Annotated in this window: 15 protein-coding genes; all 15 read left to right on the plus strand. The window is 37.2% G+C overall.

The annotated features are described in order from the left end of the window. Window positions 1-293: 293 nt before the first annotated feature. The 15 genes from mraZ to EJN90_RS10865 all read left to right on the plus strand — a co-directional run bounded on the left by mraZ (window position 294) and on the right by EJN90_RS10865 (window position 14642). A complete protein-coding gene (gene mraZ / locus EJN90_RS10795) occupies window positions 294-725 on the plus strand; it encodes a division/cell wall cluster transcriptional repressor MraZ (RefSeq protein WP_126111125.1) in 432 nt (143 codons plus the stop codon). A gap of 8 nt (window positions 726-733) precedes the next feature. Next, window positions 734-1681, plus strand: a complete 948-nt coding sequence (rsmH, locus tag EJN90_RS10800; protein WP_126111127.1) for a 16S rRNA (cytosine(1402)-N(4))-methyltransferase RsmH — start codon at window positions 734-736, stop codon at window positions 1679-1681. A 46-nt stretch (window positions 1682-1727) separates the two neighbouring features. Then, the gene (gene ftsL / locus EJN90_RS10805) at window positions 1728-2114 is read left to right on the plus strand and encodes a cell division protein FtsL (RefSeq protein WP_126111129.1); all 387 of its coding nucleotides are present in this window, start codon (window positions 1728-1730) and stop codon (window positions 2112-2114) included. Beyond that, window positions 2111-4261, plus strand: coding sequence for a penicillin-binding protein (locus EJN90_RS10810; protein WP_126111131.1), 2151 nt, complete (start codon window positions 2111-2113; stop codon window positions 4259-4261). Before ftsL ends, EJN90_RS10810 begins: the two co-directional genes overlap by 4 nt. 91 nt (window positions 4262-4352) lie before the next feature. Further along, complete coding sequence (gene mraY / locus EJN90_RS10815) at window positions 4353-5318, plus strand: phospho-N-acetylmuramoyl-pentapeptide-transferase (protein WP_126111133.1); 966 nt, start codon at window positions 4353-4355, stop codon at window positions 5316-5318. 13 nt (window positions 5319-5331) lie between these two features. Further along, on the plus strand, window positions 5332-6699 hold the full coding sequence (gene murD, locus EJN90_RS10820; protein ID WP_126111135.1) for a UDP-N-acetylmuramoyl-L-alanine--D-glutamate ligase: 1368 nt from the start codon (window positions 5332-5334) through the stop codon (window positions 6697-6699). 40 nt (window positions 6700-6739) lie between these two features. Continuing rightward, window positions 6740-7840 carry an undecaprenyldiphospho-muramoylpentapeptide beta-N-acetylglucosaminyltransferase gene (gene murG / locus EJN90_RS10825; RefSeq protein WP_126111137.1) on the plus strand — a complete coding sequence of 367 codons (1101 nt, stop codon included), beginning with the start codon at window positions 6740-6742 and terminating at the stop codon, window positions 7838-7840. A 105-nt stretch (window positions 7841-7945) separates the two neighbouring features. Next, window positions 7946-8830 (plus strand): cell division protein FtsQ/DivIB, encoded by an 885-nt coding sequence (locus EJN90_RS10830; protein ID WP_164544070.1) that lies wholly within the window; start codon window positions 7946-7948, stop codon window positions 8828-8830. Window positions 8831-9051: 221 nt separating this feature from the next. Next, the gene (gene ftsA, locus EJN90_RS10835; protein WP_126111141.1) at window positions 9052-10386 is read left to right on the plus strand and encodes a cell division protein FtsA; all 1335 of its coding nucleotides are present in this window, start codon (window positions 9052-9054) and stop codon (window positions 10384-10386) included. A 30-nt stretch (window positions 10387-10416) separates the two neighbouring features. Continuing rightward, window positions 10417-11667 (plus strand): cell division protein FtsZ, encoded by a 1251-nt coding sequence (gene ftsZ, locus EJN90_RS10840; protein WP_126111143.1) that lies wholly within the window; start codon window positions 10417-10419, stop codon window positions 11665-11667. Between the two features lie 2 nt (window positions 11668-11669). Then, window positions 11670-12344: a YggS family pyridoxal phosphate-dependent enzyme gene (locus EJN90_RS10845; RefSeq protein WP_126111145.1), complete on the plus strand. Its 675-nt coding sequence runs from the start codon at window positions 11670-11672 to the stop codon at window positions 12342-12344. Window positions 12345-12374: 30 nt separating this feature from the next. After that, window positions 12375-12827, plus strand: coding sequence for a cell division protein SepF (locus EJN90_RS10850; protein ID WP_126111147.1), 453 nt, complete (start codon window positions 12375-12377; stop codon window positions 12825-12827). Window positions 12828-12873: 46 nt separating this feature from the next. Further along, window positions 12874-13167 (plus strand): YggT family protein, encoded by a 294-nt coding sequence (locus tag EJN90_RS10855; RefSeq protein ID WP_126111149.1) that lies wholly within the window; start codon window positions 12874-12876, stop codon window positions 13165-13167. Between the two features lie 16 nt (window positions 13168-13183). Then, on the plus strand, window positions 13184-13963 hold the full coding sequence (locus EJN90_RS10860; RefSeq protein WP_126111151.1) for a YlmH family RNA-binding protein: 780 nt from the start codon (window positions 13184-13186) through the stop codon (window positions 13961-13963). Window positions 13964-13988: 25 nt separating this feature from the next. Then, the gene (locus EJN90_RS10865) at window positions 13989-14642 is read left to right on the plus strand and encodes a DivIVA domain-containing protein (protein WP_126111153.1); all 654 of its coding nucleotides are present in this window, start codon (window positions 13989-13991) and stop codon (window positions 14640-14642) included. Window positions 14643-14945 lie beyond the last annotated feature (303 nt).

The following is a 14945-nucleotide window of genomic DNA, read 5'->3' on the forward strand; positions in this document are numbered from 1 at the left end:
GTATTTTCCTCTATTCATAAGTATACAAAAACAAACCCTATAGAAGGGCACTTTTTTTAGTGTCCATTCTATAGGGTCCATTTTAGAGTAAGATACTCCAATTGCGGGGCTTTTTTTTGTGGAGCAGGCCAGTCTTAAACACTGTATCGTGCATTCCAAAAAAGAGGATTATTGATCAAAAAATCGGGAAATACCATCAAAAGATTTTTTTTTACCATTTTTTGGATAAAAGGTGGTGGGAAGTGGGGGATTGTGGTAGACTAAATTCATATTGTAAAGTGGGGTGATTTCTCATGCTGATTGGCGAATATAAACATAATATGGACGCAAAAGGGCGGATTATTATGCCTGCTAAGTTTCGTGAGGAGCTTGGTCAGTCTTTCATCCTCACAAGAGGGTTAGATGGATGTTTATTCGGCTATCCAATGGAGCAATGGGAAATACTTCAAGAAAAACTAAAACAATTACCACTTTCGAAAAAAGATGCGCGTTCATTCGTTCGTTTCTTCTATTCTGCAGCAGTAGAAGCAGAAATAGATAAACAAGGAAGAATTAATATCCCAAGTACATTAGTTGATTATGCAAAAATTGAAAAAGAATGTCGTATCGTAGGTGTATCTGATCGTGTTGAGATTTGGAGTAATGCGAAATGGGAAGAATTTGCGGATATGGCAGAGGATTCATTTGAAGATATCGCTGAAAATATGATTGATTTTGGATTGTAGGTGAAAACATGACTGAATTTGAACATTATAGTGTCCTTTTAGAAGAGTCAATCGAAGGACTGGCTATTAAACCAGATGGTGTATACGTTGATTGCACGCTAGGTGGAGCTGGCCACAGTCGTAAAATATTAGAGCAATTAACTGAAGGCGGTCATCTTTATGCCTTTGATCAGGATCGAATTGCGATTGAAAATGCAAAAAAAGAGTTAGCCCCTTATATTGAAAAAGGACAGGTTACGTTAATTAAAGAGAATTTTCGTTATTTAAAAGAAGAATTAGAAAATCGAAATGTTCAATCTGTCGATGGTATTTTATATGATTTAGGTGTTTCTTCTCCCCAGCTTGATGAAGCTGAAAGAGGATTCAGTTATCGTTTTGATGCCCCTTTAGATATGAGAATGAATCAAGAACAAGAATTAACTGCAAAAACCATTGTGAACGAATGGTCCTACGAAGAATTAATAAAAATTTTTTTCCGGTACGGAGAAGAAAAATTTTCCAAACAGATTGCTAGAAGAATCGAAAGAGAGAGAGAGAAACAGCCGATTGTAACAACGGGAGAGCTGGTCGATATTATCCGGGAAAGCATTCCGGCACCGGCTCGAAGAAAAGGTGGACATCCTGGGAAAAGAATTTTCCAAGCACTAAGGATTGCTGTTAATGATGAACTTTCTGCAATTTCCGATTCACTGGAAGATGCCTTGGAAATAATAGCGGTGGGCGGACGAATCAGTGTGATTACGTTCCAATCATTGGAAGATCGAATCGTAAAAGTTATGTTTAAGGAAGCCTCTTCTGTTTTAGATGTACCACCGAATTTACCGGTACTTCCACAAGAAATTGAAGCAGATTTCCGCTTAATCAACCGCAAACCAATTTTGCCATCGGAAAATGAATTAAATGAAAATAGGCGTTCTCAAAGCTCAAAGTTACGAGTTATCGAGCGTGTTAAATGAATAAGAAGGCTAGTTTTATTTAGCAGTTAAAGAAGGAGTGGGATATTTGGCAACACCAGAATATGCAGAGTCTACCTATAACCAAATACAACCGAATCATAACCCGCAGCCGTTACAAGAGCCAAAGTCTCCCGAGATAGTCAGGCCAAAACAAAAAACAAGAGTAGTAACAAAAAAAGAAATGATTACGATGACGTTGATGGGGATTTCTGCAATTATATTAGTATTTTCTAGTTTAATCACTCAAGTAATGATTTCCAATCAAAATAGAAGTTTTCAAGACTTGCAAAATACAAATGTCGCTGTATCAACAGAAAATAATAATTTGAGCCAAGAAGTTCAAGAACTTTCACGCTATAACCGGATTATGGAAATAGCGCAAGAATTAGGTTTGGAAATGAACGAAACCAACATAAGGAATGTAATCGAATGAAAGATAAGAACAACCCGCAAAAGAACCGTCGTATAATGACTAAAATCATGATGCTGCTAACGGGATTAACGTTTCTTGTGTTTGTTTATCGCTTTTCAACAATTATGTTAACGAAAAAGGTAGATGGCGTAAATTTAAGCGAACAGATTGATAACTTGTATTCCAGAAGTAGCATCCTACCCGCAAAAAGAGGGACCATCTATGATATCGGTGGTAATCCTATTGCCATGGATGCTACTTCTTATTCGTTAGTGGCTGTTTTAACTGATAAATGGAGTCAGGACAAGGAAAATCCACAGCATATTATTGAAAAAGAAGAAACAGCTGAAGCACTCTCTAAACATATTAGTATGTCAAAAAGCGAAATTCTATCGCTCTTGAATCAAGAAGGAGTGGATCAAGTTGAATTTGGCTTAGCAGGTACCAATTTAACCTATGGAACAAAGGCAGATATTGAAGCAGAAAAACTGCCGGGAATCTTTTTCGAAGAAACACCTTCCCGTCTATACCCAAACGGAATCTTCGCTTCTCATTTAGTAGGCTACGCAGCGGTTGACACTGAAACGGAAGATGCAGAAAAAAATCGTTTAGTCGGAATGATGGGTATTGAGGAAGCATACGATGATATTTTAAATGGTCAAGATGGAAAAGTGAGTGATCAAAAAGATTCAGAAGGTTACGGCATTCCAGGAACAGAAGTTGTTTTGGAAGAACCAATAGACGGGAAAGAAATTTATTTGACGCTTGATATGCGTTTGCAAACATATTTGGAAACACTTATGACAAAAGTATACGAAGAAGCAGAACCGGAAGAAATGGTCGCGATGTTAGTAAATCCAAAAACGGGGGCTGTTATGGCAGCCACTCAGCGTCCGACTTTTAATGCCACAACAATGGAAGGAATTGATTCCAAATGGCAGAATTTGCTGATAGAAGAACCATTTGAACCTGGCTCTACTTTCAAAATTCTGACAATTGCTGCAGCAATTAATGAAGGTATTTTTCGTCCATATGATACCTATTCATCTGGTGAGATTGAAGTGGAGGGTGGAACCATCCATGATTACAATCTGACTGGTTGGGGACAGATTTCATATTTAGAAGGTTTCGGTCGTTCAAGTAACGTAATGGTAGTGAAACTCGTCCAAGAAATGGGATATGATGTCTGGGAAGAATACATGCATGCTTTTGGAGTTAGTACTTCCACTGAATCTGGATTAGCGAATGAAGCGACAGGGGCTTATAATTACAGTTACCCGTTGGAGAAAGCTAATACAACATTTGGACAAGGGGTAACCATCACCCCCTTTCAATTGGTTCAAGCTTTTACATCGATTGCAAATGATGGAAAAACGATGAAGCTCAATTATATTCACAAAATTGTTGATCCAGTTACTAATGAAGAAGAAGTAATTCAACCACAAGAAACTTCTTCGCCTATTACAAAGGAAACTGCTCAAACTGTTCTAGAATATTTAACAACCGTTGTCTACGAAGATTATGGAACAGCGACTGCTTATTCCATTGATAATGCCAAAGTTGGTGTCAAAACAGGAACAGCAGAATTAGTAGATCCAGAATCCGGGAAATATTATACAGGAACTAATGAGTATCTATATTCTGCAGTTGGCTTCGCTCCTATTGAAGATCCAAGTTATATTTTATACGTTACCTTAAAAATGCCGAAGAATAATGAACAGAAGAATTTTGTTGATTATTTGACGGATGTGTTTAATCCAATGATGACTCGTGCGGTTGCTTATGATGAGCTTGGAACAGAATCGGAAGGAACAAAGAAACAAGCCGCAATTCCCAAAGTAACCAACCTATCAAAAGAGGAAGCAGTAGCAAATTTAGAAGAAATTGGTTTTTCATCTGTTAGCGTAATCGGCAGTGGCAGTAGAATTGTCCAGCAATTCCCATACAATGAAACGCAAGCATTGTTTAATCAAAAGGTGATTTTGATGACGGAAGGCGCGATGACCATGCCAGATGTTCGTGGTTGGTCAAAAGATGATGTTCTGAAAATATCTGAATTAACAGGAGTTTCTTTCGAATTTGAAGGAGATGGCTACGTAGTCTATCAAGAAAAATCAGAAGGCTCATTATTAAATGTTGAAGAATCTATTAAAATTAATTTAGAATAGGAAATGTTGCGATATAATGGCTAACGGATTAGGAGATGAGACCTTTATTCATCTCCTGACCAAAACCTGTCAACATTCAAGGAGGAATAACATGCACTGGACAGAAATGCTGATCCCCTCTGCTTTTAGCTTTGCTCTGACAATCAGCATCTTGCCAATTTTCATTGGTTATCTTCGGTTACGCCAATTTGGCCAGACGACAAGAGAAGAAGGACCTTTATGGCATGAAGCAAAAAGTGGAACTCCCACTATGGGAGGAGCTGTATTTATTATTGCAGCTATCTTGATTACCATTGTTACCGCTGTGTGGCAAAAGGTATTTAACTATACAACGATTATGTTACTGGTTGCCTTACTATTTTTTGCTGCAATTGGTTTTTGGGATGATTTTATAAAAATCTTCAAAAAGCAAAACGAAGGACTAACCTCTAAACAAAAATTTATCGCTCAACTAGTAGGTTCAGGAATCTTTGTCATCCTGTTTTACTTAAGTGGCAAAGCACCACTGATTACCGTTCCATTTATTGGACAAGTTGAAAATTGGCTGTTTTTTGCTGCTTTTACAATCATATGGATTACAGGGTTTTCTAACGCTGTCAATTTAACAGATGGATTAGATGGCTTAGTTGCAGGAACAGCAAGTATCGCTTATGCAGCCTATGCCTATATCGCTCATGTCCAAGGTCAAACAGAAATCTTATTGTTTTGTTTAACGATTATTGGCGGTTTAGTTGGATTCTTTATTTTTAATAAAAAGCCGGCAAAAATCTTTATGGGAGATGTGGGTTCACTAGCGTTAGGTGCAGGACTTGCTGTTGTATCTTTGTCTCTTCACCAAGAATGGAGTTTATTAATTATTGGGCTTATTTTTGTTATTGAAACAGCAAGCGTGATTCTCCAAGTAAGTTCTTTCAAGTTACGTGGAAAAAGAATTTTTAAAATGAGTCCCATTCATCATCACTTTGAAATGAGTGGTTGGAGTGAGTGGCGAGTAGTAATCACATTCTGGCTGGTAGGACTAATTGCAGCAATTATTGGTCTTTTACTAGTTTTGTGATGGAGGTAAAAAAATGATCAGACAAACACGTTATGAAAATAAAAAAGTATTGGTTCTCGGTTTGGCACTAAGCGGGTTTCACGCAGCAAAATTGTTGCTGAAACTCGGTGCTTTTGTAACGGTGAACGATGCAAAAGAGTTAGAAAATAATCCGGATGCACAAGAACTTGTTGCATCCGGTATTCGTGTAATTGCAGGATATCATCCGGTCGAGTTGTTAGATGAAAGTTTTGCTTACATCATTAAAAATCCTGGTATTCCATATTCCAATCCAATGCTGGAGCGAGCAACGGAGCTGGCAATTCCTATTTTAACGGAAGTTGAGTTGGCTGCTGAAGTAATGGAAGCTGATCTGATAGGTGTCACAGGAACAAACGGGAAAACAACAACGACTACAATGATTCATGAATTACTGGATTATAAACGTCCGGCAGGCAAAGCGTATAAAGCAGGAAACATCGGTATTCCTGCCGCAGCTATTGCACAAGAAGCAACGAAGGATGACGACATTGTGATGGAGTTATCCAGTTTCCAATTAATGGGAATTGATGAAATGCATCCAAGTATTGCAGTTATCACAAACATTACCGAAGCCCATATCGACTATCATGGAACAAGAGATGCATACGTGGAAGCCAAATGGCGGATAACGGAAAATCAAACGGAAAATGATTATTTAATTTTGAACTGGGACCAAGAAGAATTAAGAGAACTTTCTAAAAACACGAAAGCAAAAATAGTTCCGTTTTCTCGTAAGGAAGAAATAAAAAACGGTGCTTATCTGAAAGATGACATGATTTACTTCAACGAGGCGTCTGTCATGCCTATCTCAGATATCCATGTTCCGGGTCTTCATAATATTGAAAATGCCCTCGCAGCTATAGCTGTGGCTAAATTAAAAGGGATTGAAAATGATATCATTCATGAAGCGTTATCCCAATTTGGCGGAGTGAAGCACCGCATTCAATTCGTGAAAGAAATAAATGGTAGAAGTTTCTATAACGATTCTAAATCAACAAATATAGTTGCTACAAAAACAGCCTTAGAAAGCTTTCCAAACAACGAAATTATCTTGCTTGCTGGTGGATTAGACCGTGGTAATTCTTTTGACGAATTAATCCCTTATTTAGATAAGGTAAAAGCCATGATTCTTTTCGGTGAAACAAAAGAAAAGTTGCAAGAGACAGCTGAAAAAGCAGCTATTAAGATTATCAAACTGACTGAAAACGTAGAAACAGCTGTTGCCGAAAGTTATCGAATCAGTGAAAAAGAGGATGTTATTTTATTATCTCCGGCATGTGCCAGTTGGGATCAATATAAAAACTTCGAAGTTCGTGGTGATTTATACATTCACGCCGTCCAAGAATTGAAAGCAGATTAAAAATGGAAAGAGGTGGAGAGCTGAAATAGCTCTTAAATTTATGAAGATATTATTATCAGGCGGTGGAACAGGAGGACATATTTACCCTGCGCTAGCATTAGTTAGACGAATAAAGGAACAATATCCCCATGCAGAATTTTTATACATAGGCACTGATCGCGGGCTTGAAAGTAAGATTGTTCCCAAAGCAGGGGTTCCGTTTCAATCAGTCGAAATACAAGGATTGCGACGCTCTCTTTCACTAGACAATCTTAAAACACTTTTCTTAATGGCTACGAGCATTTCAAAATCAAAGAAAATCATTAAAGAGTTTCAACCCGATGTTGTGGTCGGAACCGGTGGATATGTTTGTGCTCCCGTTTTATATGCTGCTTCTCGTCTAGGTATTCCGTCTATTATTCATGAACAAAATTCAGTTGCAGGTGTTACAAATAAATTTTTAGCACGATACGTGGATAAAATTTGTCTTTGTTTTGAAGATGCACGTAATGATTTTCAAAAGTATGCTGATAAAGTGATCTATACAGGGAATCCACGTGCTCAAGAAGTAGTTAGTATTACTGAAAAAACTTCTTTATCGAACTATCAATTAAAAGAAGACCTTCCGACTGTATTAATATTCGGCGGCAGTCGAGGGGCTGAAAAAATCAACCAGTCATTAGTTGATGCTGCTTCATCTTTTGCAGGAAAACCTTATCAAGCCTTATTAATAACGGGTGATATTCATTATGAAAAGATAAAAAAACAAATTGAAGCCTTAGTCCCTGCCGTGACCAATGTGAAAGTTGTGCCTTACGTAGAACAGATGCCGGCATTATTCAATAGTATTGACTTAGTAGCTTGTCGCAGTGGTGCAACAACGTTAACCGAATTAACAGCTCTTGGCATTCCAAGTATCTTGATACCAAGTCCATATGTGACAAACAATCATCAATTGAAGAATGCACAAAGTCTGTCCAAAAATTCAGCTGCAGAAATTATTGAAGAGGTCGATTTAAATGAGAAAAGCTTGTTTTCATTGATTGACTCTTTACTTACGAACCCAGAAAAAAGAAATGATATGGCAGAAAAAGCGAAAGAATTGGGTGTTCCTGATGCGGCAGATCGTTTAATGGATGTAGTCCGTTCGATAATGAAATGATAATGTAAAAGGAACGAAACAATACTAACAACAAAAAGTGTCTATCTTACGATAGAATAAGGAATGATTAGAAAGATGGACACTATTTTGAGGAGGTGTGGATCGGTGTTTCAAGGTTTTAACAAAGCCAAGCAGAAAAAAAGGGAACTGACAGAGCTGGAAAAAGCGCAAGCTGAATATGCAGCTTCTCAAGATGGAAACAAAACAGTAAAAAAGAATACAAGTTCAGAGAATAAAAAACAACATACAAAAAAGAATCATTATTTGTTACTTTATACTTTTTTTGTGCTTGGCTTAATGGGCACAGGTTATTTACTTTCTCCATATGGAAAGGTAAATGAAGTATATATCGAAGGAAATACAATTGTTCCTGAACAATTAATTCTTGAAGCGAGTCAAATTACAAAGAAACAAACCGTAATTGGCACGCTTACAAATCAACAGACAATTGAAGCACAAATTCAAGGAGCGCTTCCTCAAATAAAGAAGGCTGAAGTTCACTTGCAAGGAGTGCATGACATTTTAGTAAATGTGGAAGATTTTACGACCATTGCGTACATTGATAACGGCAATCGGTATCAGAGTGTGTTAGAAAATGGGACGATTTTACTTGATGAATATACTGTTCCTTTAGGAAATAAACCATTATTGACCCGTTTTGAACTAGGGCCTGTCTTGAATCAATTTATTTCTGAGTTTAGGAAAACAAATGAAGAAATTCAAAACAGCATTTCGGAAATTGGTTTTGCTGGAACAGAAGAAAACCCGTATGCCATTACTTTACATATGAATGATGGAAATCGAGTAAAAGCAAATTTGAATGATTTTGCTGATAAAATTATTTATTATCCTGAAATATTGGAAGAGCTTGAAGATAAAAAAGGGATTATTGATATGGAAGTAGGCGTTTATTTTACACCATTCCCAAATAATCAGGATGTAGAAAACACCGGCAACAACCAAGCTGAAGAAAATTCCAGCGAAGAATAAATCGGGAAGTTGAGTGTTTAATGAATCTTAAAAAAAGAAATATGGGATTAATCCTGAAAAACCTTAAAAAGAGAAGACTGTTATGATAAAATGTATAAGGTATAAGTAATTTTAAAAAAATAAAAAAATGACGAACAGAAATAGCACTGAGCCGTCAAAAATTTCAAATGTAGTTCCTTCAAAATGTGAATGCAATAGGAAATCGGAGGTTTCAATAAGTTATGAAAAATCAAGGTTTGTTTGTCAGCCTAGATATTGGAACCACTTCAATAAAAGTAGTTGTGGCGGAATATGTAAATAATCAGTTGAACATTATTGGAGTAGGTAATGAAATGTCTAAAGGTCTCAGCCGTGGAGTCATAGTTGATATCGATGAGACTGTTGACTCGATTAAACGAGCGGTTGAACAAGCTGAAAGAAAAGCAAATATCCCAATACGCGATGTGATCGTCGGGATTCCAGGAAATCAGATAAGTATCGAGCCTTGTCATGGAATGTATGGGGTAGCTAGTGAAAACAAAGAAATTACGGATAAAGATGTACAAAATGTATTTAATGCAGCTCGAGTGAGATCTTTACCTCCAGAAAGAGAAATCATTTCAGTAATTCCAGAAGAATTCATTGTAGATGGATTTGATGGAATAAGAGATCCAAGAGGTATGATTGGTGTTCGCTTAGAATTATATGCAAGCATGATTACAGGACCAAAAACAATCGTACATAACATTAAACGATGTGTTGAACGTGCAGGGCTTGCTATTCAAGATATGGTTGTTCAGCCATTGGGAATTTCAAGTATTGCAATGAATAAAGGTGAACGGGATTTTGGTACTATTTTAATCGACATGGGCGGTGGTCAAACAACTGCTTCAGTCATGCATGATGATCAACTAAAATTTGTCTATGTAGATCAAGAAGGCGGAAGCCTGATTACAAAAGATATTTCTATTATCTTAAATACGACCATTGAAAATGCTGAAAAAATCAAACGTGAATATGGCTATGCAATACCAAGCGATACGTCTGATCAAGAATACTTCCCAGTCGAAGTAATCGGAAAAGATGAGCCAGTACGGGTAGACGAAAAATACCTTTCAGAAATAATTGAGGCGCGTGTCTTACAAATTCTGGAAAATGTCAAGCGTGCGTTAGATCAAGTAGAGGCATTTGAACTTCCAGGCGGCATTATACTAACAGGCGGAGGAGCAGCTCTTCCGGGTGTGTTAGAACTTGCTGAAGAAGTGTTCGAAAGTAATGTGAAGATGTATATTCCAGAACAAATGGGAATGCGTAATCCTATTTTTTCAACAAGTCTCGGTTTGATAAAGTTTGTAGGAGAACAAGATGATATTTATCAAGTTGCCAAAAACAAAGCAAAAAAATCATCTCCTATTCAAACTCAGACACAGAAACAAAATGTGGTTCCATTGCAACAAAAACAAGAGAAACAAGAATATTCTGAGCCTGTTACGGAAGAATATACAGATACAGAACCAACGAAAAAAGATTCAGTTGTTAATCAAATAAAACAATTTATTCAATCGATTTTTGAATAAGTGGAAGATAGATAAGTAGGAGGAAAAATAATGGAACTGGAATTCGATTCAATTATGAGCGGTGGAGCAAAAGTAAAAGTTATTGGTGTAGGGGGAGCAGGCGGTAACGCGGTTAACCGTATGATTGCAGATGATGTAAAAGGTGTAGAATTCATCGTTGCAAATACAGATACTCAAGCTTTAAACGCTTCAAAAGCAGAAGTGAAAATTCAATTAGGACCTAAATTGACAAAAGGATTGGGAGCAGGCTCTATTCCTGACGTTGGACGAAAAGCTGCTGAAGAAAGCGAACCTCAATTAGCGGAAGCTTTAGCAGGCGCGGATATGATTTTCGTTACATGTGGAATGGGGGGCGGTACTGGTACAGGTGCAGCTCCAATCGTTGCAAAAATTGCAAAAGATCAAGGCGCGCTAACAGTTGGCGTGGTTACACGTCCATTTAGTTTTGAAGGTCCAAAAAGAGGACGCTACGCAGCGGAAGGTATTGCTGAATTAAAACAAAACGTTGATACATTAGTTATTATTTCTAATAATCGACTATTAGAAATTGTTGATAAAAAGACTCCTATGTTAGAAGCTTTTAACGAAGCAGACAACGTACTGCGTCAAGGGGTACAAGGTATTTCAGACTTGATTACATCACCTGGATACGTAAACTTAGACTTTGCTGACGTAAATACAGTAATGAAAGACCAAGGTTCTGCTTTAATGGGAATTGGTGTTGCATCAGGTGAAAATCGTACTGCAGAAGCAACGAAAAAAGCTATTTCTTCTCCATTGCTGGAAGTTTCCATCGATGGCGCAGAACAAATTCTATTAAATATCACTGGTGGATCAGACTTGACCTTGTTTGAAGCACAAGATGCAAGTGACATTGTTGCACAAGCATCAACTTCTGAAGTGAACATTATCTTCGGTACTTCTATTAACGAAAGCTTAGGAGATGAAGTAGTCGTAACTGTTATCGCTACAGGGATCGATTCAGAAAAACGTAAAGAAGAAAAAAAGTCTAATGCGCGTGGAGGGAGCCCTTTTAAAGGTCGTAAAGAAGTAACTTCAAACCCGACACCCAGCTATCAAGAGCCAGCAGTAAATGAAAAAGAAGCACAACCCGAAAAAGATTTGTTCGGAGACTGGGACATTCGCAGAGATTCTACTGCAAGAGAGAACACACCGGAATCTCAAAAAGAAAACTATCCTCGTTTCCAACAAAACGAAGATGCTTCTGACGATGATGACCAATTAGAAACACCGCCATTTTTCCGTAAGAGACGTAGATAAAAATGACAATTATTTCAAACTGTCAGAAAATTGAATCTCAGATTAAGGATAATTTAACTGCTGCTAATCGTAATTCCGAGGAACTAAACTGTGTTGCTGTAACGAAACAAAGAACGATAGAGGAAATGGACGCATTGTATAGATACGGCCATCGTCACTTCGGTGAAAACCGACCAGAAGGCCTGTTAGAAAAACAAGCGGTCTTTTCTCAATCGGATATAAAATGGCACTACATTGGTTCTCTACAGACTAGAAAAGTTAAACAAATAATTAATAAAATTGATTATCTTCATTCGTTGGATCGAGAATCTTTGGCAAAAGAAATAGACAAAAGAGCTGAAAAACCAGTTGCTTGTTTTGTACAGGTAAATGTATCAGGAGAGACTTCGAAGCATGGAGTTTCTCCTTCCGATTTGGAAAAATTTATTGAACAGCTCTCCGTATATCCTAATGTATTGATTATTGGTTTGATGACAATGGCGCCAATTGAAGCAACTGAGGGAGAATTGCATGGTTATTTCAAAAAGCTCAAAGATTTGCAAGAGAAGATTGCTGAGAAGCGATGGGCATATGCTCCTTGCACTGAAACAAGTATGGGAATGAGTGGCGATTATCCGTATGCGATTCAGGAAGGTGCTACTTTTATTCGGATTGGGTCAGCCTTTTTTAGCGAATAATGGTTATCAATAAAGAAGTGAGGGAATAACTTGAGTCTAAAAGATATGATTAGAAATTTTTTTGGATTGGATGATGAATCTCAAGACTGGGACGAACAGAGTCAGCTTGAGGAGAATGAGCATATTCCTAGTGAGTATGTTTCGCGTAGCTCTGTTCCAACACAAAATTTAAAATCGAAGGTTATCCCCATGAATCAGCGTAATCCGATGCAAAAAGCGAGCATCCATGTAATTGAGCCGAGAGTCTTTACAGAATCTGAACGAATTGCCGATTATCTCATGGGAAAAGGCTCTGTTCTTTTAAACTTTAAGAGGATGGAAAAAGATCAAGCAACAAAAGTAATTGATTTTATTGCGGGCACTGTATATGCCATTAATGGGGACATTCAGCAAGTTGGTGAAGGCATTTTCCTGTGCACACCTGCAAACTTTGAGATTGCTAGTAGAGAATCCGAAAATGAAAGTTCTGAATACTACTTTTAACGCGAACAGACACTTGTGCTTTGCTTTGAAGGGAAAGGAGAATTGAATGGCAAGAATCATTATCTGGCTCATATACGCTGTGCCAAAGATTATTAATGCTTATACAGCTATTCTGGCCATCTACGCACTAATGACTTGGCTGCCAAATGCTTTGTCATCAAAATTTGGACAGCTTATCAGGAAGCTAGTAGAACCTTATTTAAGTATTTTTTACCGTCTGATACCATCAGTCGGTATGGTAAGTTTTAGTGTCCTTTTTGCAATTCTATTCTTACGCTTAGTAGAATATGGGGCACATGTTGTTTTAGTATTCCTTCTTCGATTAGTTACACAATTCTAAAAGGGAGGATTTACAAATGGAACAGGTATATCAACATTTTCGAAAAGAAGAACAAGTTTTTATTGATATGGTTGAATCTTGGATAATACAAGTACAAGGACAATATTCTCCTTATTTGACAGAATTTTTAGATCCGAGACAACAATATATCGTTGAAATGTTAGTTGGTAAAAAAGGAGAAGTTCGTGTTTCTTTTTTTGGCGGCTATGAAGCTGCCGAGCGAAAACGTGCGTTGCTGTATCCAGAGTATTTTGAGCCTCAACAGGAAGATTATGAATTACAATTATTTGAAATTCAATACCCAGTTAAATTTACTCAACTCTCTCATGGGAAAATACTAGGTACATTGATTGGTTCAGGAATAAAAAGAGAGATGTTCGGCGATATTATGTCAGATGGGCAGAGATGGCAATTCTTTACAGCAGAAAATGTTAGCAATTTTGTGAAATTGCAGTTGAGCCGAATTGGTAATGTTTCTGTTCGTTTAGAAGAACGAGATTATCTTGATTTAATCCAGCCAATTGATGACTGGACGATCGAACAGGATACGGTAACTTCTTTACGGATTGATACAATTATATCTTCCGTCTATAATGTTTCACGCCAGCGAGCAAAAGAGCTCATCATAGCTGGCAAAGTTAAATTAAATTGGGCGCTGTATGACCGTCCTGATTTTGAGTTAGGAATTTTTGATATTATTTCTATTCGAGGATATGGAAGAATTCAGATTCGAGAAATACAAGGGAAGTCAAAAAAAGACAAGTGGCGAATAGAAATAGGCGTTCTTCGTAAGTAATTTGAGTTGAAAGGGATGATGATAAATGGCGTTAACACCATTGGATATTCAGCATAAAGAGTTCACACCAAAATTTAAAGGCTATGATAAAGATGAAGTAGATGATTTTCTTGATCTTTTAAAGAAAGATTACGAGCAAATTATTAAAGAGCATAAAGATTCAGAAAAACAATTGAGATTTGCGGAAGAGAAAATTGAACATTTCCAAAATCTACAAGATGCTCTTAATAAATCGATCGTCGTAGCACAAGATGCGGCTGATCGTCTGAAAGAGAATGCTCGTAAAGAAGCAGAAATTATCCTCTTTGAAGCAGAAAAAAGTGCGGACCGTTTATTAAAAGAAGCAGCCGATAAAGCGACTCAAATTAATCAAGAAACAGATAGTGTTCGCAGAGAAAGTCGCAATTTTAGACAAAAACTACAGTTACTTGTAGAATCACAATTAAATCTTATTCAAAATGAAGAATGGGATGTATTGTTGAACACAGCACCTGAAAAAGAAATTAAGACTCCTACGCTTGATGAAGTGTTGATGAATCGTTCTCGTAAAGTAGATGATTTGATTGAAGGGACTGGATTTAACGATACAGTTCATATAGTTACTGAGAATGAAGAGCTAGAGGAAGAAACTGAAGGCGGCCAAGTGGAAGCTATTGATATTTTAGTTGGAAACAAGTAAAATTAAACTAATTGATGATTGGAACACCCAAAGATTAGATACTTATCAGCGAATTGACAGATGGTGAGAGGTCAATAGTCCCTATAATCAGCGGATCATCCATGAAATATTTACTGAACTTTTATAGAGTTATCACTATAAATCACTAAGTATAATCGCCTGAACAGCGTTACCAGTTTCTAGAGAAAGCTATTATTATTATTTTTAATGCTTTGAACTTGGGTGGTACCACGAAGACTTCGTCCCTTTTGAGGACGGGGTCTTTTTCTTTTTGGAGAAAGACTGTTGTTGGCAAAGAAATTT

It is taken from the genome of Jeotgalibaca ciconiae (assembly GCF_003955755.1).
Classification (GTDB): Bacteria; Bacillota; Bacilli; order Lactobacillales; family Aerococcaceae; genus Jeotgalibaca; species Jeotgalibaca ciconiae.

Excerpts from the sequence above, each read along its gene's own strand:
- mraZ (WP_126111125.1), top strand. The coding sequence starts at position 294 with ATGCTGATTGGCGAATATAAACATAATATGGACGCAAAAGGGCGGATT.
- rsmH (WP_126111127.1), top strand. The coding sequence starts at position 734 with ATGACTGAATTTGAACATTATAGTGTCCTTTTAGAAGAGTCAATCGAA.
- murG (WP_126111137.1), top strand. The coding sequence starts at position 6,740 with ATGAAGATATTATTATCAGGCGGTGGAACAGGAGGACATATTTACCCT.
- EJN90_RS10855 (WP_126111149.1), top strand. The coding sequence starts at position 12,874 with ATGGCAAGAATCATTATCTGGCTCATATACGCTGTGCCAAAGATTATT.
- ftsA (WP_126111141.1), top strand. The coding sequence starts at position 9,052 with ATGAAAAATCAAGGTTTGTTTGTCAGCCTAGATATTGGAACCACTTCA.
- ftsZ (WP_126111143.1), top strand. The coding sequence starts at position 10,417 with ATGGAACTGGAATTCGATTCAATTATGAGCGGTGGAGCAAAAGTAAAA.
- EJN90_RS10860 (WP_126111151.1), top strand. The coding sequence starts at position 13,184 with ATGGAACAGGTATATCAACATTTTCGAAAAGAAGAACAAGTTTTTATT.
- mraY (WP_126111133.1), top strand. The coding sequence starts at position 4,353 with ATGCACTGGACAGAAATGCTGATCCCCTCTGCTTTTAGCTTTGCTCTG.
- murD (WP_126111135.1), top strand. The coding sequence starts at position 5,332 with ATGATCAGACAAACACGTTATGAAAATAAAAAAGTATTGGTTCTCGGT.
- EJN90_RS10865 (WP_126111153.1), top strand. The coding sequence starts at position 13,989 with ATGGCGTTAACACCATTGGATATTCAGCATAAAGAGTTCACACCAAAA.
- EJN90_RS10845 (WP_126111145.1), top strand. The coding sequence starts at position 11,670 with ATGACAATTATTTCAAACTGTCAGAAAATTGAATCTCAGATTAAGGAT.
- EJN90_RS10810 (WP_126111131.1), top strand. The coding sequence starts at position 2,111 with ATGAAAGATAAGAACAACCCGCAAAAGAACCGTCGTATAATGACTAAA.